18 protein-coding genes and 1 tRNA gene are annotated in these 19,290 nt (G+C 56.4%); 11 read left to right on the top strand and 8 right to left on the bottom strand.

Going from position 1 to position 19,290, the window contains the following annotated elements; genetic code table 11:
- Nucleotides 1–140 precede the first annotated feature (140 nt).
- Nucleotides 141–617 carry a hypothetical protein gene (locus tag ABSG49_RS04740; RefSeq protein ID WP_424024955.1) on the bottom strand — a complete coding sequence of 159 codons (477 nt, stop codon included), beginning with the start codon at nt 615–617 and terminating at the stop codon, nt 141–143.
- Between the two features lie 327 nt (nt 618–944).
- Between ABSG49_RS04740 and ABSG49_RS04735 the strand changes: the two genes are divergently transcribed.
- On the top strand, nt 945–1,523 hold the full coding sequence (locus ABSG49_RS04735) for a class I SAM-dependent methyltransferase (protein WP_424024954.1): 579 nt from the start codon (nt 945–947) through the stop codon (nt 1,521–1,523).
- Nucleotides 1,524–1,705: 182 nt separating this feature from the next.
- The gene (locus ABSG49_RS04730; RefSeq protein ID WP_424024953.1) at nt 1,706–3,187 is read left to right on the top strand and encodes a hypothetical protein; all 1,482 of its coding nucleotides are present in this window, start codon (nt 1,706–1,708) and stop codon (nt 3,185–3,187) included.
- Between the two features lie 520 nt (nt 3,188–3,707).
- Here ABSG49_RS04730 and ABSG49_RS04725 read toward each other — a convergent pair.
- From ABSG49_RS04725 to pyrC, 5 genes are all read right to left on the bottom strand, one after another.
- Nucleotides 3,708–4,643: an ornithine cyclodeaminase family protein gene (locus tag ABSG49_RS04725; RefSeq protein WP_424024952.1), complete on the bottom strand. Its 936-nt coding sequence runs from the start codon at nt 4,641–4,643 to the stop codon at nt 3,708–3,710.
- A gap of 86 nt (nt 4,644–4,729) precedes the next feature.
- The gene (locus ABSG49_RS04720; RefSeq protein ID WP_424024951.1) at nt 4,730–5,011 is read right to left on the bottom strand and encodes a UPF0058 family protein; all 282 of its coding nucleotides are present in this window, start codon (nt 5,009–5,011) and stop codon (nt 4,730–4,732) included.
- Between the two features lie 59 nt (nt 5,012–5,070).
- Complete coding sequence (dnaG, locus tag ABSG49_RS04715) at nt 5,071–6,300, bottom strand: DNA primase DnaG (RefSeq protein ID WP_424024950.1); 1,230 nt, start codon at nt 6,298–6,300, stop codon at nt 5,071–5,073.
- Between the two features lie 175 nt (nt 6,301–6,475).
- Nucleotides 6,476–6,793: a DUF167 domain-containing protein gene (locus ABSG49_RS04710; protein WP_424024949.1), complete on the bottom strand. Its 318-nt coding sequence runs from the start codon at nt 6,791–6,793 to the stop codon at nt 6,476–6,478.
- A gap of 267 nt (nt 6,794–7,060) precedes the next feature.
- Entirely contained in the window at nt 7,061–8,323 is a 1,263-nt protein-coding gene (gene pyrC / locus ABSG49_RS04705; protein WP_424024948.1) for a dihydroorotase, read from the bottom strand.
- 177 nt (nt 8,324–8,500) lie between these two features.
- Here pyrC and ABSG49_RS04700 point away from each other — a divergent pair, with 177 nt between their 5' ends.
- A complete protein-coding gene (locus ABSG49_RS04700; RefSeq protein ID WP_424024947.1) occupies nt 8,501–9,241 on the top strand; it encodes a hypothetical protein in 741 nt (246 codons plus the stop codon).
- On the top strand, nt 9,219–9,560 hold the full coding sequence (locus ABSG49_RS04695) for a YwbE family protein (RefSeq protein WP_490356189.1): 342 nt from the start codon (nt 9,219–9,221) through the stop codon (nt 9,558–9,560). Before ABSG49_RS04700 ends, ABSG49_RS04695 begins: the two co-directional genes overlap by 23 nt.
- Before the next feature lie 109 nt (nt 9,561–9,669).
- Here ABSG49_RS04695 and ABSG49_RS04690 read toward each other — a convergent pair whose 3' ends face one another.
- Nucleotides 9,670–9,945, bottom strand: coding sequence for a hypothetical protein (locus ABSG49_RS04690; protein WP_424024945.1), 276 nt, complete (start codon nt 9,943–9,945; stop codon nt 9,670–9,672).
- A 68-nt stretch (nt 9,946–10,013) separates the two neighbouring features.
- Nucleotides 10,014–10,096: transfer RNA gene (locus ABSG49_RS04685), tRNA-Leu, on the bottom strand.
- A 567-nt stretch (nt 10,097–10,663) separates the two neighbouring features.
- Here ABSG49_RS04685 and ABSG49_RS04680 point away from each other — a divergent pair.
- The 7 genes from ABSG49_RS04680 to ABSG49_RS04650 all read left to right on the top strand — a co-directional run bounded on the left by ABSG49_RS04680 (nt 10,664) and on the right by ABSG49_RS04650 (nt 19,289).
- A complete protein-coding gene (locus ABSG49_RS04680) occupies nt 10,664–11,668 on the top strand; it encodes an asparagine synthase C-terminal domain-containing protein (protein ID WP_424024944.1) in 1,005 nt (334 codons plus the stop codon).
- Nucleotides 11,658–11,927, top strand: coding sequence for an Asp-tRNA(Asn)/Glu-tRNA(Gln) amidotransferase subunit GatC (gene gatC, locus ABSG49_RS04675; RefSeq protein WP_424024943.1), 270 nt, complete (start codon nt 11,658–11,660; stop codon nt 11,925–11,927). Before ABSG49_RS04680 ends, gatC begins: the two co-directional genes overlap by 11 nt.
- A gap of 2 nt (nt 11,928–11,929) precedes the next feature.
- Entirely contained in the window at nt 11,930–13,231 is a 1,302-nt protein-coding gene (gatA, locus tag ABSG49_RS04670) for an Asp-tRNA(Asn)/Glu-tRNA(Gln) amidotransferase subunit GatA (protein WP_424025147.1), read from the top strand.
- A 1-nt stretch (nt 13,232) separates the two neighbouring features.
- Nucleotides 13,233–14,783 (top strand): Asp-tRNA(Asn)/Glu-tRNA(Gln) amidotransferase subunit GatB, encoded by a 1,551-nt coding sequence (gatB, locus tag ABSG49_RS04665; RefSeq protein WP_424024942.1) that lies wholly within the window; start codon nt 13,233–13,235, stop codon nt 14,781–14,783.
- A gap of 5 nt (nt 14,784–14,788) precedes the next feature.
- Nucleotides 14,789–17,617 carry a DNA topoisomerase I gene (locus ABSG49_RS04660; RefSeq protein ID WP_424024941.1) on the top strand — a complete coding sequence of 943 codons (2,829 nt, stop codon included), beginning with the start codon at nt 14,789–14,791 and terminating at the stop codon, nt 17,615–17,617.
- A 233-nt stretch (nt 17,618–17,850) separates the two neighbouring features.
- Nucleotides 17,851–18,537: a phosphoglycerol geranylgeranyltransferase gene (locus ABSG49_RS04655; RefSeq protein ID WP_424024940.1), complete on the top strand. Its 687-nt coding sequence runs from the start codon at nt 17,851–17,853 to the stop codon at nt 18,535–18,537.
- Nucleotides 18,538–18,545: 8 nt separating this feature from the next.
- Nucleotides 18,546–19,289, top strand: a complete 744-nt coding sequence (locus tag ABSG49_RS04650) for an RNA methyltransferase (protein WP_424024939.1) — start codon at nt 18,546–18,548, stop codon at nt 19,287–19,289.
- Nucleotide 19,290: the final 1 nt, after the last annotated feature.

Genomic DNA, 19,290 nt, shown 5'->3' with positions numbered 1-19,290 from the left:
GAAGAATGCATCAGGATTCTTCGACTGCGCCCCGGCGGGGACAGCCGAAGGCTGTGAAGAAGAGTTTCCAGAGGAAAATCTTCGACTGCGGCGGCGTTCATCCCCTCGCTCAGAGAAAGAGATGCCTCCGTATTACCCATTCATGCCGATCTCAGTCTTCCCGACATCCTGTCGGGACCGGTTTCACCGATAACATGGACCCAGAGAAATTTTAACCCAAGTTCCTGGATTTTCAACGAAATGACCGTTGGCTCAACCTTTTTCCCGCGTGCCCGTATGCTATAATGATAATATTCAGAGGTGATGGCGTATCTTCTCTCTTCCAGAAAACGCTTGATCATGTCACGTTTCCGTCCTGAAATATGAAAGATATTTTCACCAGTCTGTTGACTTTCGCCATCCCATTCTTTCATCCGGATATCATAGTCTTCCTTCACCGAATCATACTGGGAATCGGTAATGATCTGTCCGACATTAAAATGGCAGGCAGTATCCCCTTTTATTTCGTATTCATGTCTTTTTTTGGAGTCACGCATTTTCATTCCCTTTTTCTGAGATACGAATCTGATGCACCCCTTTTTGAACCTTCTTGCACATCTAATTCTGTTTTTTCCCATTAATAGTTCTAAGGGTTCGATATTATCGTTAGATGTTTTTTAAAATATTTGATCATAGCAATGCCCTACGCGTGAACGACTCGAAGGTTTCACCTTCTCGAATCAGTCCTCGCTGATGCGACGACTGATTCCTGTCGGGTTTTACGCTAGCTCACTTACCTATACACAGATGTAAAACTTCATTGAACCGCCGCGGGGGCGCCCCGCCGGGGGCGGCGGAGTGCATCGCAAGTTCAGAAAGAATATTACACAGCTGGATGGTAGACCGTGGTGTGCTGCAGTCTCATGAAGAAATACTGATAAGTATATCAGAAACTATGGGGAGGTATGGATTTCTTTGACTCGGCATACAAAGGCACGCCTCCCTGGGACATCGGCCGGCCCCAGAAGGAGTTTGTCGGGCTGGTCCGGAGGGGCGAGATAACAGGATCTGTCCTGGACATCGGATGCGGGACGGGGGAGCATGCCCTCTTCTTTGCCAGTGAAGGTTTCGAAGTGTGGGGGATCGACTCCGCCCCCCTGGCGATCCGGAAGGCACAGGAAAAGGCTGCCGGAAGAGGGCTCCAGGTGCATTTCCTTGTCCTTGACGCACTGGACCTCGCGAGGCTCAACAGGAAGTTCGATACCGTCACCGATTCAGGACTCTTCCATACCCTCTCCGATGAAGACCGCCCGGTCTTCGTCGAGAACCTTGCAGCCGTCTTGTCCCCGGGCGGGAGATACTTCATGCTCTGCTTTTCCGAACTGGAGCCCGGCGGATACGGTCCGAGGAGGGTAACACAGGAAGAGATACGGGAGAGCTTCCGGGACGGGTGGACTATCAATTACATCAGGCCGTCGGTCTTCGAGAGCCGCACCCGGGCGGAGGGACCCCGGGCCTGGCTCTCGTCGATATCAAAGAAATGATGAAGACCGGACCGGACAACCGGCAACCATTGTTATTTTTAAAGGTGGATGTCAATCTTTTTATATATCATTCAATAATAATTTAGATTTCTAACGGCATCTGATGTTACAGAATGGCAGGTGGTGAAGAAGGATATCCCAGCGCCAGGAACATCAGGGGGCCGTCAAAAAAGGGGTCTGTTATGGAAACCATTGAAATTCCCAATCCAGTCATGCGAGAGGACTGCGGCAAACCGCTGTCGGGTGACGAGCTTTTACTTCTCAAAGGTGGAAGAGTCACCGAACTGGAACTGCGATTGAAGCGTTGTCCGGCTTTCATGAAAACACTGGTATGGCAGCAGGGCGATGGCACCCTGGTACCATTCCCGTCCTGGTCAATCCTCATGAAGCGGCGATTAGAGGAAATATACTTAGAGCTCTGCAATGGCGTGGCACATCTGAACTTGCATTACCCGTCAACTCAAAATATCGACCCATCGTCCAACTGCGCCTACTTTACCGCGGAGCAGGCATTTGACGTCTTTGCCGCGCACGCCGCCCATGCCCTTTATGTTGAGTTCCACCGGCTCGTTCCCTGGTCTCTGACGACACGCCCCCCGGCTGAACTGGCGGTCTTGTTCTCATCAACCAGTTATCATTCGATCATAGGGAAATCTGCAAATACCAGTTACCCGTCGGGAATCCAACCCGGCCGGGACTTTATGGAAGCTCCTGAGAACAACGCGCTGGCCGAATTTAATGGCGATCCGCGAACCGGATTTAATTTTTTGATCGGGAAGACTTCGACCAGCCACACGAGCCTTCTGGGGAAAAACGAACTCGAGACACTCGCCAATCTGACAACATGGATGCGCGATAATGTCGCACACGGCGGGAGCGACCGTACCGATTACCATCGGTGGCTGGAGGACCGCCTGCACCCGATGCCGGGGATGCATGTTGCCATCGCCAATGTTGGCTGCCACTCGGCCTCCAAATTGATGGTTGATCTGGCCCGGAGCGTAAACATTCCTCTCCTCCATGCACGCTCGCAGGAAAGTGATGCAACCAGCGGCCATTTCTTCAACCGGACGCATGGCGGGCTGATTTACGGATGGGGAGGCAATCAACCCCGCATCCTGTGGCATACCGATGAGATCTATGCCATGACCGGAGAGCCAAGTTTTCCGATCGACAGCAATGGAAACCCCATGTCATCCGATCAGGCAGTGCGGGCGTACTTCGATCAGCGATGGCGGACACCGTCGCAACTGGCCCAGGCGGGGTTTGTTTACAACCTGCAGACAGTCTATCCCGATCAGGGTTTTGGCATGTCCTCACGAGGTGTGTACGAGGATCGAAAAGACTACGGAAAGATGTCCGGCTATTGGAACAAGAATGGTTCTTCGGATCTTTCCTCACTCATGAGACTCGAACAGCATTATGAGATCTGTGGTGCCTTCCTGCTGGATCTGTTCTGCAGTCAGATTCTGCCCGCACAGCTGGGTATTGACATTAACCAATGGAAAGGCGGGTTCAGTCAAAGCCAGCTCCCTCCAATGCACACGATCAACGAATACAACACCCGGGCCGGCATCGGGGTGAATGCACTGGGGGGCTGCACCGTGTTCAATCAGGCAATCGTGAACTGGAATAATAATCGGGGCAGTAATCTGATGCAATAACCGGTCTTTGGCCTGAAGTGTCCGAACGATGAACTCCTCCGATTCAGATTGGGGAGCGGGGTGATCCCCCCCTTATCCGGAACCGGAGGGGGGTATACCCCACCCCCCCTCCCTGCAATCGCCCGGAACCCGCTTCACCGTCGTGAACTCTGCGGAAAGCCTACCCCCGGAAAGAGCAGCCAGGGGGTACCCCCCCCTCAGCTTCCGGATGGGTGGGGGGGTCTCCCCATCTAAAAAACCAAACGAAGGGGGGGGTATGCCGGATACCCCCCTTCTCATTATTGGGAAACGTGCACTATTGCACGCCATTCCGGACGGTTCTGAAAACAGATGTCAGACGGAGCAGCCCTTCCCGGCACCTACTCAAAAATGATCGCGGGGGGTCTGATCCGGCCTGAGGGGGGGAGGGGTATGCCGGATACCTCCCCCCCATGCGGGTGGGGGGGTGTCCGCGTTTTGAAAACAAAAGGGTGGGGGGGTCTCCCGCAGACCCCCCCCCTTTGATCGGGATCCCACGCGTTCACGGGAACGGCAGCTCGATCTTCCTGCCGTGCTGCATCGCGATCTTCGCAATCGCGAGGTCCTGAATCGCAAGGCCGGTCGAGTCGAAGACCGTGATCGCTTCTGCATCCCTCCGCCGTTTCTTCCCGATCACCACCTCGCCAATCGTCCCGGCAAGGTCCGCCTCGCGATAGATCCCCTGGCTGATCGGCACGTTGATCTCGCCCGAGTGGACTGCCTGCGCCGGGTCGTCCACGAAGACCTGTGCCCGCCGGAGGATCGCGGGATCGAGTTCCTCCTTTCCCGGGGCGTCGGCACCGATCGCGTTGATGTGGGTCCCTTCATGGATCCACTCATCCTTTATGATCGGTGTCCTCGACGGGGTCGTGGTGACAAGAATATCGCAGTCGCACACCTTTTCTACCGGTGCTGCTACGCAGGGAAACTCCATGAACCGGTCGGCAAATTTCCGGACATGCGAGGGATTACGGCTCCAGATCTTGATCTGCCGGATCTTCAGCTCCCTGGAGATGGCCGCGACCTGTGCTTCTGCCTGTCGTCCGGTGCCGATGACACCCAGCACGATCTCTTTTTTCGGCGACAGGTACTTGCATGCCACCGCCCCGGCAGCCCCGGTCCGCATGTCCGTGAGGCGTGTTGCGTTGATGACCGCGACAGGCTGGCCGGTCCCGATATCCAGGATCACCGTGAGGGCCATCACGGTCGGGAGGCCCTGTGCCGGGTTACCGGGATGGACGTTTACGATTTTCACACCAGCGATCCCCAGTGACGGGAGATAGGCCGGCATGGTCCGGAAATCCCCGTCAGGCAGCGTGATATACACCTTGGGGGGCATCTGGACCTGTCCCCTCCCGTGATCAGCGAATGCCGATTCCACAGCCCGGTTGACAAGGCTGATATCCAGCCCCATGTCAGTGTCAGTGAAATACTCCATGAACGGGAATGATCGCTGATCGGATTTTAAGGTTGGTGTTACGGGCAATAGGCTGCCAAACACAGGAAAACAGGCGGATGAAAAAATTACTGGTAATCCATTTCTTTTAATGTCTTGTCGGCAAGTTCTTTCATCCGTGCAGATATTCTGCTGGATGAACTGTAATCCACTTCTTTCATCGCATTGGCAATCTCGGTTCCCAACACAAAGATCGCGTACTTGTGCTCCATCTTGCTCTTGTGCTGCTGGGAGGGGGTGATCTTCAGTGCGCTGTATTGGGAGAATTTGAGTTCCGGATTGATCTCTTCAAAATAGTCTTTGACGTCAGAAAGCATCTGGTGAAGGTTGATCAGTTCCTCTTTGTGCATGTTTCACTTCAGACAATTACATGGTCACATGCAGCATAAATAAATTTGTGTGAGGGATATTACGATCCCATTTTCAGGAGGCGGATCGAGAGCGGCCGCTTGATGATCCCCTTGAAATCCCTGGCCGCAACATAGGAGAGGCCCTTCCCGACGATCCGGTCGAGGAGTTTCTGGTCCACGGGACGATCGACGACGAGACCGGTGGCGGAGGAATCGAGGGTCTCGATCGCCTTTTCCACTTCGTCAGATCGCACCTCCCTGACAACGGTCAGGTCGTCATTCAGGAACCGTGCCATATTCTGCCCTTTCACATCCTCAATATGTTCTTTGAGGCTCAATGGGCCGCTTGTGTCCCGCGGGCGTTTTGCCGTAGATGACACTTTTCCTTTGCGTTCGGATGCATCTTCGGAGTCGGACGAGGCCCGGCTGATCCTGAGATCCGCCGGAAGTTCTGTCGAGGTCTCGAAGTACTGGTCACGGACATACTCGACCGGCACCTTGTTGCGGAGGGTCTTGATGACCTCTTTCCGGGTCATGTCCTCCACACTCTTTCCCTTGGGCGAGAAGGCAACGAAATCAATATCCGCGACCTGCAGGAGTTCCCGCAGGATCAGCTCGCCGCCCCGGTCGCCATCGAAAAATGCGGTGGTCGTCTTCTTCTCGCAGAGATCCACCACGCTCTTGGGTATATTAGTCCCTTCCACTGCCACGGCGTTCTTGATGCCGTACCGCAACAGGTTCAGGACATCGGCCCGGCCCTCGACAATGATGATCGCATCAGAGTCCAGCACATTCGGCCCGGCGGGTACACGCTCCTCTCCGATGGTCCCGATCTTCTCGATCCTCAGGGTCTGGCGGACATCGTCCAGCAGCTCGTCGGAATCGATCGTCCCATCCTCGAACCGGTCGATCAGGATCTCTTTTGCCCGCTCAACGATCTTCTTCCGTTTGCTGACCCTGATATCCTCGATCGATTCCACGGTTACGTGGGCCACGCAGGGGCCGACACGGTCGATCGTCTCGAGCGAGGCGGCAAGGATCGCCGTCTCCGCCCGGTCGAGCGAGGTGGAGATCAGGATCTCGCCCTTCGTCTCGCCTTTCTTGCTCGTGATCTGGACGTCTATGCGTCCGACACGTCCCGTTCTCTGGAGATCCCGCAGGTCGAGGTCTTCGCCGAGTAACCCTTCAGTCTGCCCGAATATGGCGCCGACTACGTCAGGTTTCTCGACCACCCCCTCTGCGGCGAGGCTGATGTGAATAAGGTACTTGGTAGTATCCGGTGAATACAAGTAAACGCACCCCCATGTATCATGCGATGGATGTAATGCCTGATCATAGGTATGATAAATATATAACGCGCCGAATTACTTAAAGTTAAGGTTATCTGCCGCGTTTCGGACACTATCGTCAAAGGTTTTTTCAAACGTAATTCCTGCTGAATAAAAACGGCCACGTTACGCGGAATTATTCACAGGATTCTTCCAGCCGCTGGAGGACATCTGCTTTGCCCATGCCGGTGACAAGAATACGTTTATGAGAGGATGTCGCACCGGAGAGGATACTGAACGACCCGGCCGGCTGGCCAAGCGTCCCGGCGATCAGGTCAATCACTGCCCGGTTCGCCCTGCCTTCAAGCGCCGGAGCCGATACCCGGCACCCGATCTGCTTCCGCCACTCGTTGTATCCTGCAGGGAATGCGTCCTTCTTTCCCCCAGCCGTCACTTCGATCGCAATAATAGTCCCGTGCCGGTCTTCAGAAAGAGCGTCCGCGATACCCGGCATCGGTCACCTTGCCTCAAAGGAAATATAGCCCGGCAATAACGCACATGGATCACCAGTGGCTGCTGCCGTCCTTCACCTGTGTTTAAACCCTTGCCGGGCTGTTTGCCTGTCGCGCACCCGGGTTGTCCCATGGATCATATCCAGACGCTTGTCAATCGATCACCCGGGGACCTATGGATGCGCAGTTGTCGGCACCAACAGAATCGGCGTCAGGGATAATTATTGTTTGGGAAAGCGCAAACGACGGGGACCACATGGTAAGGACGTTTATGGGTAATAACCGTTTCCGGCAAACCAGACGGGGGAACCGGCGCTGAACTCCCCCTCTTCATAGACCACCGTACCTCCGAGGATGACCAACCGCGGAAATACCGCAGGAAGCCCGGCAAAGGGCGAGAAGCCGCATCTGCTGTGCAGCGTATCCGGATCGATGCGCACGGACTCTTTCGGGTACAGGGCAAAATCCCCCCGGTCTCCCGGCACAAACCCGGCCGGGGGGATCCCCAGCAGTTCAGCCGGCTCCTGCGAGGTCTTCCGGATCACGTCCGGCAGGCTGGCCTTTTTTGCGAGGACGGCTCCAAGAAGGAGCGGCACCATCGTCTCTACGCCGGGAATACCGGAAGGCGCCACGCGGAACGGGACCTGTTTTTCGGCAGGGGTATGGGGGGCGTGATCTGATGCGATTACATCGATCGTTTTCCATGCAGCCCAAAGTCCCTTCCGCTCCTTTTCACTCCTCAGGGGGGGGTTCACCTTGCCGTAGGTATCATCAGGCCTGAACTGTTCATGGGAGAGGAAGAGGTGATGGGGGGTGACCTCCACGCTTCCCGCTGCTGCCGCGGCGGTGACGGATGCCATTGTGCTCATGTGGCAGAAGTGAAGCCGGCACCCTGCCGTGTTGCACTCGCGGATCGCTTCAACCGCCCGCAGTTCCCCGGCCACTGACCGTAGGGTGTCGTGGAAGACCAGATCACGGTCGTCACCCTCCGCGATCTCCTCGGCATGGATCGTCGCCAGCGCACCGCAGGTATGGATCTCACGCAGTGCGGTCCCAAGCTCTTGGCTGCTGATCGCTTCGCCATAACTTGACCGGGCAAAAAATGTCTCGCCAAACGCCATTGCGCCGGAACTCCACATCGCCTTAACCGGCGTGTCGAAAGTCACGCTGCTATTTATGGCGAAGCTGCACAGCGAATGCGATTTTGCTTCGAAGACACGCGCCCGGAGCGCATCGGGGTTGTTGATCGGGGGAAGGGTGTTGGGCTGATCAACCACGACTGTCACCCCACCGGCGAGGGCACTCCTGCTTCCGCTTCCCCAGTCCTCCTTGGCCGACTGGGCACCTCCCCGCATGTGCACGTGCATGTCCACCGCTGCCGGGAGAACAAAGAGACCACGGCAATCGATGATCCGGTCTGTGGGTCCACCGGCCCCGGCATGCGAGACCACCCCGTCCCGTACCGCGATATCGGCCACGCGCCCCCCCGACAGGGAGACGTTGCGGAGAACAAGGGGGATGCAGGACTGCATACTACAAGCTTTTTTTCCGGACCTTAAAGGCATAGTGATAGGGAAAAGTTCACATCACCGCTATCGACAGGTTTTCAATCTGGATCAGTCAATACTTCATGATTATCGTTCCGGCAGGATAACAGAAGAGTCCACGGGATCCTCAGGTCCCGTGCAGTTGCCGGAGGTTGTGAAAAAATGGATAGGATCATAAAAATCACCCTTGGTATCTTCATCATTGTCTTCGTGACATTTATCTCGCTTGTCGGGTATACCGGCTATGTTGAAAACGCGTACCGGACGTCCTTTACCAGTACGTATTCCTATACATGCACCATCACCACCGATTCACCGCTCAGTAATGTGACGTTATTTATTCCGGTACCGGCGGACATGACGGGAAATTCTCCGGTCATCGCACAGATCAGCGCACGTGAGATCACGGGTGTCCCGGTTTCCTGGAAAACAGAACTCTATGACACCGGAAAAGCGACGCTGGTGAAGATCACCACGCCCTCCATTGTTCCGCCCGCAGGAACCAGTCCGAAAAACCCGTTTTCCGTCACAATGTATACGAATATCACCTCAAAGCAGGTAATTGATACGGAAAACCCGGTGGAGAACAGCCCGATGTTCCGGCCGGTGCAAAGGGTGGAGACAACGGAGTGCAAAGACAGTGATATAGCTGGAACCAGCGCCCGGTGTTACACCTACCTGACTGCGCTGTATGCAGATTACCGTGCCGATCCGAACGCCACCGTGACGGTCATGTCTGTCCTCACCGGGAGGAACGACTGGAAAATTTCTGAACCAAAGGAAAACGAATACCGGACGGGCATATACGTCCTGATGTTCGGTGACCAGAAAGGATGGGCAACGGTGGGTGGCAATCTTGAGAAGGGCATCGGGGCATACGATGCCCCTGCGGTCTCCTCCTGATTCCCGCTGCATTCTCACCGGAACAGGCACGACGATACGAGTAACCGGACAACTCCCTCCATTACCTTATTCCCGACGAATGGACACCCGCAAAAGCTCACAGCAAAGGACGGCAATACACGCAGGCATTACCGTTGACATTATCTTAAAACAGGATCAGCGCACCGGGAAAAGGACGCGCGGTACCGTTAAAGAGATCCTCACGCATTCCGCGTACCACCCGCATGGCATCAAGGTGAGACTGGAAGACGGACGGGTGGGTAGGGTTGCTGAAATCATTGGGCCGGGGGCAGCCAGAAGGGAAGAAAACGATCATTAACTGCCACCGGAAACGGGAATAAAAACGCTGACGGCAGTGGAATGGTGGGTCCTGCCAGATCAGGTCAGTTCTTTTTTATTCCCAAAATTGCTGTATGCAAGGGATGAAATTATTTGCGGTCATTAGATTCCACTGGGGGGTCATCCCGTAACACTTCCCGTAATGTTTTACGGAATTCTGTATCATGACGAGCGAGATCAAAAAGTATATTGCGCGTTGTTTCCGGAAACCGTTCACTGTTCATATCATAGAACTGGCAATAATAGGCACACGCATCAATAATAATATCAGCACGTTTCAGATACTTCTGTTTTGCAATAGTATCCAGTTTTTCTACCAGCCTTGTTGGCATTTTCAACGAGATGGCAGTTTCGTCACGGATCATATATTCGGATTATTTTTTAAGATATTTAATGAAGTTGCTGCATAAAATGTCACAGAAAGAAAACAGAATGGGAGGAATGGGATTCGAACCCATGAACCACTAAGGACCGGATCTTAAGTCCGGCGGAGTTGGCCAGCTTTCCTATCCTCCCGCCTATACTCTTATACTGATTTTAACGACGAGGTCTTAAGTCCTGCGCCGTTTGCCGGCCCATCTGCCCTCGCGCTCTCCAATAATTGACCTTTGTATGCAAAAAAAGATTCCATCGTTTCCCGCACAGGGACCATGGGCGGGACTGTTGCCAGGAACGGGAAGTGCATACAGATGACTGTTCACCGGGCGTTTTTAAAGGAAGGGATCGATCCTCGCGCCCAGGGAACCACACACTCATGGTGAGGAGGAATTCAGTAATCCCGATGATGAATGCGCCCATGATGAGCATCTTCTCCGCGATGCTGATGAAGATGGAGCTTGTACCCCTGGGTCAAAAACGATACCAATGAGCACTGCGATCAGCGCCACGAGCATTGCATGGCATCGATACCTGCCTGCACGAGAAGACCCCTTACGTGTAAGGGCGGGTGATTCCCCCTTAAGATTTTGGGTTTTAAGCCGCAGCAATCGGGAGCGGGAACAGTATTCCTCCCATGGGGCCTGAAAGATATGTTTTAAAGGATTGCAGAGGTACTGAATGTGAACGATCACGTGTGAACAGCCCATGAGCACACCAACACTGTCCGGCTGGATCGAACTGGATGGGCAACGACTCAGTCCCGGCGATATCGAGGAGATCACAACAACACGTCCGGAAGAAGTCCTGCGTTTTGGCGGGGAATTCCGGCTGTCGTGGAACGGGTGCAGTGCCCGGGACCATTTCGGCATTATGGAAGGCACCGGGCCAAAAGGCACCCTCGTATGCAACGGGGAAATAAAAGGACAGATCGTCCCCCGGGCGCCGACAATGTCCCTTGAAGATGCGATCGTTACAGCCGTGAAACTGCGCAGCGACGAAGGGATTGTGGCACTTTCCGGAGGTGTAGATTCGACACTCGTCGCGTGCCTTGCCGGCAGGGACTGCGTGGCGGTCGGCCTTGAAAACTCCCACGACCTGAAACAGGCACGGCGGGCCGCGGAGATGCTCGGGCTCTCCTGCACGTATGCGACAATTACGGAAGAGGAGATCGCAGCTGCCCTGCCTGAGGTAATTGCAAAAATCCCCAGAAAGGACCCGGTCAATACCGGTATCGCGCTTACCCAGTACTTCATTGCCCGGTGGGCCGGGGAGCACGGGTACCGCCGCATCATCACCGGCCAGGGTGCGGACGAGCTCTTTGGGGGGTACTCCCGGTACCTTGAGTCGGTTACACTCGAAGCGGACCTCGAGCGGGACTTTGCCGGCCTCGAAGAGCAGGCATGCCGTGACCAGGCAGTCGCCGCGCTCCACGGTACATACCTCTCGATGCCATACCTGGACTGCCGCGTGGTGCGCGCTGCACGCGCAATCCCGGCAGCCGAAAAGGTCCGGGACGGCCGGCGTAAAATACCCTTAAGGACGGTCGCAGAACGCTACATTTCGCAGGATCTCGCATGGTACGAGAAGAAAGCAATGCAATACGGGAGCGGGGTGTGGAACGTGATCCGAAAGCTTGCCCGTGAAAATGGTTATAAAACGTCCGTGCAAGATTACATAGACCACATCAGCAGGGTGGACCATGGTCTCTGAAAAAGATGTACAACATATCGCGGAACTGGCCGATATCGGTATCAGCTCCGGTGAACTGGGCACCTTTACGCACCAGTTCAACGAAATCCTCGAATATTTCGATACGCTCGATACCGTGAAAGGCGATGCGGCCGCGACAAGGGATCTCTACAACGTGATGAGGGAGGACGAGACCGTGCCCTCCCTTCCGCAGGAAGAGGTACTCAGGAATGCAGCGGCACAGGAAGACGGTTTTATCAAGGCACCGCGGGTGATGTAGTGTTGTCGGAAACGTCGATCGTGTTCGAACCGGACGACAAGTTCAATGCATTTCTTACGGTCTGCAACAGGGCGACCCATACCGGCGGGAAACTTGCCGGTGTCGCTGTTGCCGTAAAGGACAATATCTCGACCCGGGGGATCGAGACCACCTGTGCATCACGGATCCTCAAGGGCTACGTGCCTCCCTACGATGCCCATGCGGTGGATCTCCTCCGGAATGCGGGCGCTGCCATTGTGGGAAAGACCAACATGGATGAGTTCGGCATGGGAACCACCACCGAGAACTCAGCGTTCGGCCCCACCCTCAACCCCCACGACACCGGGCGCGTCCCGGGCGGCTCCAGCGGCGGCAGCGCTGCCGCAATCGCCGGCGGCATGGTGCGGATGGCACTCGGTACCGACACCGGGGGCTCCATCCGCTGCCCTGCCGCGTTCTGCGGGATCGTCGGCCTCAAACCCAGTTATGGCCGGGTCTCCCGCTACGGACTGATCGCGTACGCGAACTCGCTTGAGCAGATCGGCCCGATGGGAAAGACCGTCAGCGATGTCTCCACCCTGATGCAGGTGATCGCCGGTTATGATTGCCACGATTCTACCTCCCACAACAAACCCTATACCCATATCCCCCGTGCTGATATCAACGGGCTGAAGATCGGAATCCCGCAGGAATATTTCGGGGCCGGGGTCGACCCGGCCGTCTCCGCGGTGGTACAGTCCGCCATCGGCCGGCTGGAAGAGCTCGGGGCCACCACTGTCCCGTGCAGTATACCCTCGATGAAATATGCCCTCGCCGCATACTACGTGACCTGCACCTGCGAAGCGAGCTCCAACCTTGCCCGGTTCGACGGAGTCCGGTACGGTCCCGCCGCGGACACGAAGAAGCCGTGGCACGAAGCCTACCAGGAAGTCCGCAGGGCCGGGTTCGGTGCTGAGGTACGCCGGAGGATCATGCTCGGTACGTTCGCCCTCTCGAGCGGGTATTACGGGAAATATTATGCCAAGGCCCAGATCGCCCGCGAGAACGTGCGGAAAGACTTTCGTCGGATCTTCGCAGACGTCGACGTGATCGCCGGTCCGACCATGCCCACGATCGCGTTCCGGCTCGGCGAGAAGAGCGACCCGCTCTCGATGTACCTTGCTGATATCCTTACGGTACCGGCCAACCTCGCCGATATTCCGGCGATCTCCGTTCCCTGCGGCAAGGCGGGCGGCATGCCGGTCGGCCTCCAGATCATGGGCAGGCATTTCGAGGACGAACGCGTCATCGATGTTGCCTATGCCTACGAACAGGCGGTGGTCTGAAATGGAAACCGATGTCATCGTCGGCCTCGAAGTCCACTGCCAGCTGGACACGAAGAGCAAGCTCTTCTGCGGCTGCTCCACCGACTACCGGAACGATGGTCCCAACACGCACGTCTGCCCCATCTGTCTCGGGCTGCCGGGCGCGATGCCCGTCCTGAACAAGCGGGCGATCGAGTTCGCGATGCGGGTGGCAAAGGCCCTCAACTGTACCGTGCTCCACGAGTCCGAGTTCTCTCGGAAGAACTATTTCTATCCCGACCTCGACAAGGCCTACCAGATCACCCAGTACGACAAGCCGCTCGCAGAAGGCGGCTATCTGGAGATCGAGGGAGACGAGGGAGGAGAGAAGCGGATCCGGCTTACCCGCATCCATGTAGAGGAAGACCCCGGACGACTCATCCACATGGGCAATGCCGAGCGCGGGAAATACTCGCTCGTTGACTACAACCGCGCCGGTATCCCCCTCATCGAGATTGTCAGCGAGCCGGATATGCGCTCACCCAAGGAAGCCCGGAAGTTCTTAAACAAGCTCCGCGCCACGCTCGAGTACCTCACCGTCTTTGATTCCGACAAGGAGGGGTCGCTGCGGGTCGACGCGAACATCTCGATCCGGGGCAGCGAACGCGTGGAAGTCAAGAACATCACGTCCTACAAGGGCGTCGAGAAGGCGCTGACGTTCGAGATCACGCGGCAGAAAAACGTGCTCCGCCGCGGGCAGAAAGTGGAACGGGAGACCCGGCACTTCCTCGAGGCGCGGGGCGTCACCCAGTCCGCACGGAGCAAGGAGCAGGAACACGACTACCGGTACTTCCCGGAACCCGACCTGCGCCCACTCCTGGTCCAGTCATGGGTTGATGGAATTGTTCTCCCCGAATTGCCGGATGCACGCCGGGAACGGTTCATGGCGCAGTACGGCTGTTCGCTCAACCATGCCCGGACCCTGACCGGCGAACTGAAGCTTGCAAACTTCTTCGAGAAGGTTGTTGTTTCCGATCCGAAGGGCCTGTCCACGCTCGCCGCGACCTGGATCGCGGATACCCTGATCGGTGAGCTGAATTACCGGGACATGAGCATTGACCCGGTAGATCCCGAGAGTTTCACAGGACTGGTCCGGTTGCTGAAAGCAGGTACGATCACCGACAAAAGCGGCGTGGAAGTCCTTCGTGTGATGCTCGAACAGCGGCTCAAGAGTGAGCCGAATAATACGATCCATGTTAGTTGGACAATTACTAACGTTGAAGACCAAGTTACACTTGCTGCCGTGAAAAATGCAGCTGGCGAGGCGGGCACCAAGCACTTTATTGTCGAGACTCCAGAAGCAATCGTAAAGCGCCTCAACCTCGTGAAGACCACGGGGAATACCGGCGCAATTGCAGCCGCAATCGAAGATGCGATCAACGAGAACCCCAAGGCCCTTGCGGACTACCGGGCAGGAAAAGCCGGGGCGCTCAACTTCCTTGTCGGCCAGGTCATGAAAAAGACGAGAGGCAAAGCGGATCCCGTCGAACTGAACCGGCAGCTTGCCGAAGCGCTCAAGAAGCGGGAGGCGTAACACCCGTGCACCTGATCGTAGCAGAGAAGAACATCTCGGCCCGCCGCATCGCCGAGATCCTCTCTGAAGGAAAGAAGATCACCGAGCACAAGGATGCCGGTGTCTCCACGTACAACTTCGGGGACACCACCACGGTCGGGCTCCGCGGCCATGTGGTGGAGATCGACTTCGAGGCGGGGTACCAGAACTGGCGCAGCGAGGAGGCGACTCCCCGGAGCCTGATCGATGCAAAGACGATCAAGATTCCGACAGAGAAGAAGATCGTCTCCCTGCTCCAGAAACTCGCCCGGAAGGCAGACCGGGTCACGATCGCCACGGATTTTGATACGGAAGGGGAACTCATCGGCAAGGAAGCCTATGAGCTCGTCCGGGCCGTCAACCCGAAGGTCACGATCGACCGGGCACGATTCTCCGCCATAACAGCACAGGAACTCCGCCATGCCTTCTCCCACACTACAGATCTCGACTTTGCGCTCGCTGCTGCCGGCGAGGCACGGCAGTCGATCGACCTCATGTGGGGGGCCTCCCTCACCCGGTTTATCTCGCTGGCAGCCCGTCGGGGAGGCCAGAACATTCTCTCGGTCGGCAGGGTGCAGACACCCACCCTCTCCATGATCGTGGACAGGGAGAAGGAGATCGAAGCCTTTGTCCCGGAAAAATACTGGCAGCTTGCCCTGGACTTTGAAAAAAATACGGAAGTGATCGAGGCCCGGCACACCAACGGCCGGTTCCATGAGAAAGCCGCGGCCGAAAAGGCCCGGGACCGGACGAAAGCGCCGCTGGTCGTCAAAAACGTAAAGTTCGGCACCAAACAGGACCGGGCCCCGTCACCGTTCGATACCACCACATACATCGTTACGGCCGCCCGTCTCGGGCTCTCGGCGGCAAACGCAATGCGCATTGCCGAAGACCTGTACATGAACGGTTTCATCTCGTACCCGAGGACCGATAATACCGTGTACCCCCCGTCGCTGGACCTTGACGGGATCTTAAAGACCCTTCAAAACTCCCCGTTTAAGAAGGATGTCGAATGGGTGATGGCGAACCGCCGGGCAGTCCCGACCCGGGGCAAGAAATCCTCTACCGACCACCCCCCGATCCACCCGACCGGGGGAGCGACCCGTGAGCAGCTGGGAGACGATGCCTTCAGGGTGTACGAGCTCGTACTCCGGCGTTTCCTTGCCACCCTTGCGCCCGATGCTATGTGGAAGACCCTCAAGATCCTCTTCGATGCGAACGGGGAAGAGTATACCACGACCGGGGGACAACTCACCGATCCCGGCTGGCATACCGTCTACCCGTTCAGCGAGGCCCGCGAGACCATTCTCCCGGAATTTACCACCGGAGAAAAACTCCCGATCAAGAACGTCACTCTCGACGAGAAGGAGACCCAGCCGCCCGCCCGCTATACCCAGAGCAGACTGATCCAGAGGATGGAAGAACTCGGCCTTGGCACCAAGAGCACGCGTCACGAAGTGATTGCAAAACTCGTATCCCGGAAATACGTGGAAGGGGCACCCCTGCACCCGACGCTTGTCGGCAGGGTCGTAACCGAATCACTTGAACAGCATGCCGACACGATCACAAAGCCCGTCATGACCCGGACCCTTGAATCGCACATGCAGCTGATCAAGCAGAGCCAGCGGACGCGGGAGGACGTGATCAGGGAGTCGCGGGAGATGCTCCACCATGCCTTCGACCAGCTCGAGGCAAACCAGCAGGTGATTGGAGATGACATCCGGAACCGGACCGCCGAGGAGATGAACCTTGGCAAATGCCCTGTCTGCGGAGGGACGCTTGCGATCAAGCACCTTCGCGGCAACACGCAGTTCATCGGCTGTTCGCGCTATCCCGAGTGTACCTTCAACATCGGCCTGCCCATGGCACAGTGGGGTTTTGCCGTCAGAACCGATGAAATATGCGAGAAACACCAGCTCAATTTTGTCCGTCTCGTGCGGAAGGGGGCCCGTCCCTGGGACATCGGGTGCCCGCTCTGCCACCAGATCAACTCGAACCACGAATCCTTGCGAGAGATCCCTTCGGTTGACGAGGAGCTCGCGGGCAGGATCCAGGCAATCCACATCTATACCGTTGCCGAACTTACACACAGCACCCCCGAAGTCCTTACCAAGAAACTCGGGATTTCCAGCGATCGTGCCGCAACGCTCATCCAGGAAGCGGGTTTCGTACTCGAAAAACTGCGCCGCCGTTCGGAATGCCGCAAATTCATGCGTGACCACCTCATCCCCCGCAAGGGGCGCAGCTATGCAAAGATCCTAAGCGCCCTCAAGGAAGTCGGGATATCCGAACTTTCACTCTTGGCAAAAGCAGATAGTACAACACTGAAGAAAGCAGGCGTCAGCGATGCCGAGGCGGAGCAGCTGCTCACCGATGCAAAAATTGTGTACAACAGCCATCTGCTCAAGGAGATCGGTATACCTGCCGTGAGCCTGAAAAAATACCTGTCTGCGGGGATCATCGAGCCCGAATCCTTCTGTGCCCATTCCCCGGTTGCCCTGAGTGATATGACAGGGATGTCGCTTGGCACGATCCAGCGTCACGTGGAACTGGTCTGCAAATACCTCAATAAACCGGCACCGAAAAAATTCTCAAAACTCCAGATCGAGCGGGGGAAGAAGGAACTTCTCGCGATCAGCGGTCTTGGCGCATCGGCAGTTGAAAAGATGATCCAGGCCGGGATTATCGATGCCGGATCACTCCTTAAAGCAGATCCAAAAAAGACTGCCAGCGAGACCGGTATCGCGGAACAGAAGATCCGGGACTACCAGAAAATCATCCGGAGAAAGAAAGAGACCGCGATCATCCAGCTGTGAAATACCGGGCGAGCCACTTTTTTTTCAACGCGAATTTTATGGTGACCATAAGGTCGTTATTCCCCGCGTGACGATGAAACCAACAGGTTGCAGAGCTACCACCCTGTTTAATGCGGCATATGTCCTGATGGAGGACCGGTGCAGCGATGCACGTTGCAACGTTACTGAACATGATAGATGCGGCAGGGGGGATACCGGTATATGGGGGAAGCGCCAATGGTAATGCGATAATAATGAAATGGAAAGACTGGGTGCATGTGACCAAACTGGATCCCGACAAACAGCTCAAAGCCGGGGAGATCGAGGCGATCGCAGCGAGCGGCACGGATGCCCTGATGCTCTCGGGCACACTCAACGTCACGCAGGAAAACCTTGCCGCACTCCAGAAGCAGCTCATGGCCTACGACATCCCACTGGTCATGGAGCCGGCAGGACCTGAAGCAGTCCTCATGCAGGGTATCGATTATGTCTTTGTCCCCAGCGTGATGAACACGACCGACATCCAGTGGATTGTCGGAAAACACCGGGCATGGGTGCTACAGCAGGGGGGCAAAATCCCCTGGGACGTGATCGTCCCGGAGGCCTACATCGTGCTCAACCCGGATTCGTCGGTAGGGAAAGTGACACGATCCATCTGCGACTTAAAAGCAGACGAAGTTGCTGCCTATACGACGGTTGCTGACCACTACTTCCATTTCCCGATCGTGTATATCGAATATAGCGGGACATTCGGCGACCCGAAAGTCGTGAAGGCCGCTTCGGATGTGATCGATAAATCCGTGCTGTATTACGGCGGCGGGATCAATTCCGCGGAAAAGGCCGCACAGATGAGCAGATATGCCGATACGATCGTGGTCGGCAACGCAGTCTACGACCAGGGTGCGTCCGTTCTGAAAGCGACCGTTGACGCAGCCCAGTAGCCATTTTTATGCCCGAGATCGACATCGTTCTGGTTGCACCCATCTACGAAGGAAACGTCGGGTTTACCGCACGGGTCATGAAAAATTTCGGTTTCTCACACCTTGTCCTCATCGACCCGTGCCCGCTTGGAGAGGAGGCAAAGGCCCGCGCTTCCCACGCGCAGGACGTGTTGAAAGCTGCGGAGACGTGTACCATCGAGGACGTTTTCGCCCGGAGCAATATCGTCATCGCCACGACCGGTATCGTAAGCAAGTCTGTCTGCCACTCGATGCGGATGCCGTTTTATTCGCCCAGAGAACTCCGCGAGCGGGTGAAAGAGGTGGACGGGCGGATCTCGATCCTGTTCGGGCGCGAGAACTGGGGCCTCAACAACGAGGAGGTGAAACGCAGTGACATGATCTGCACCATTCCGACTGCGGAAGAGTACCCGATCCTCAACCTTTCGCACGCGGTGGGCGTTATCTGCTACGAGCTCGCCAACCTCCCGCTCCCCTCCTACGCGCTCGCATCCCCCACGGACATGGGATACATCTATGGGCATATTGACCGGTATCTCGACACGATCCACCACCCGGCCTTCAAGCGGGAGAACACGATGATTCTGATCCGGAGAATCCTCGGCCGTGCCAACCTGACGTCCCGTGAGGCAAGCACCCTCCACGGCCTGCTGCGCAGGAGCGAATGGCACATCGATCCCTCATCGCTCGACCGCAACGACCTCCTCTCTGATGACAGCACTAAAGAGGAATAAA

Origin of the sequence: Methanoregula sp., assembly GCF_049510175.1 — an archaeon.
Taxonomy (GTDB): Archaea; Halobacteriota; Methanomicrobia; order Methanomicrobiales; family Methanospirillaceae; genus Methanoregula.
The sequence above is the reverse complement of the archived record's forward strand: the minus strand, read 5'-3'. Positions and strand labels throughout refer to the sequence as shown.

Bases quoted from the DNA above. Each gene is read 5' to 3' on its own strand.
- ABSG49_RS04740 (WP_424024955.1), bottom strand. From the start codon at position 617: ATGGGAAAAAACAGAATTAGATGTGCAAGAAGGTTCAAAAAGGGGTGC.
- ABSG49_RS04735 (WP_424024954.1), top strand. From the start codon at position 945: ATGGATTTCTTTGACTCGGCATACAAAGGCACGCCTCCCTGGGACATC.
- ABSG49_RS04730 (WP_424024953.1), top strand. From the start codon at position 1,706: ATGGAAACCATTGAAATTCCCAATCCAGTCATGCGAGAGGACTGCGGC.
- ABSG49_RS04725 (WP_424024952.1), bottom strand. From the start codon at position 4,643: ATGGAGTATTTCACTGACACTGACATGGGGCTGGATATCAGCCTTGTC.
- ABSG49_RS04720 (WP_424024951.1), bottom strand. From the start codon at position 5,011: ATGCACAAAGAGGAACTGATCAACCTTCACCAGATGCTTTCTGACGTC.
- ABSG49_RS04710 (WP_424024949.1), bottom strand. From the start codon at position 6,793: ATGCCGGGTATCGCGGACGCTCTTTCTGAAGACCGGCACGGGACTATT.
- pyrC (WP_424024948.1), bottom strand. From the start codon at position 8,323: ATGCAGTCCTGCATCCCCCTTGTTCTCCGCAACGTCTCCCTGTCGGGG.
- ABSG49_RS04700 (WP_424024947.1), top strand. From the start codon at position 8,501: ATGGATAGGATCATAAAAATCACCCTTGGTATCTTCATCATTGTCTTC.
- ABSG49_RS04695 (WP_490356189.1), top strand. From the start codon at position 9,219: ATGCCCCTGCGGTCTCCTCCTGATTCCCGCTGCATTCTCACCGGAACA.
- ABSG49_RS04690 (WP_424024945.1), bottom strand. From the start codon at position 9,945: ATGATCCGTGACGAAACTGCCATCTCGTTGAAAATGCCAACAAGGCTG.
- ABSG49_RS04680 (WP_424024944.1), top strand. From the start codon at position 10,664: ATGAGCACACCAACACTGTCCGGCTGGATCGAACTGGATGGGCAACGA.
- gatC (WP_424024943.1), top strand. From the start codon at position 11,658: ATGGTCTCTGAAAAAGATGTACAACATATCGCGGAACTGGCCGATATC.
- gatB (WP_424024942.1), top strand. From the start codon at position 13,233: ATGGAAACCGATGTCATCGTCGGCCTCGAAGTCCACTGCCAGCTGGAC.
- ABSG49_RS04655 (WP_424024940.1), top strand. From the start codon at position 17,851: ATGAAATGGAAAGACTGGGTGCATGTGACCAAACTGGATCCCGACAAA.
- ABSG49_RS04650 (WP_424024939.1), top strand. From the start codon at position 18,546: ATGCCCGAGATCGACATCGTTCTGGTTGCACCCATCTACGAAGGAAAC.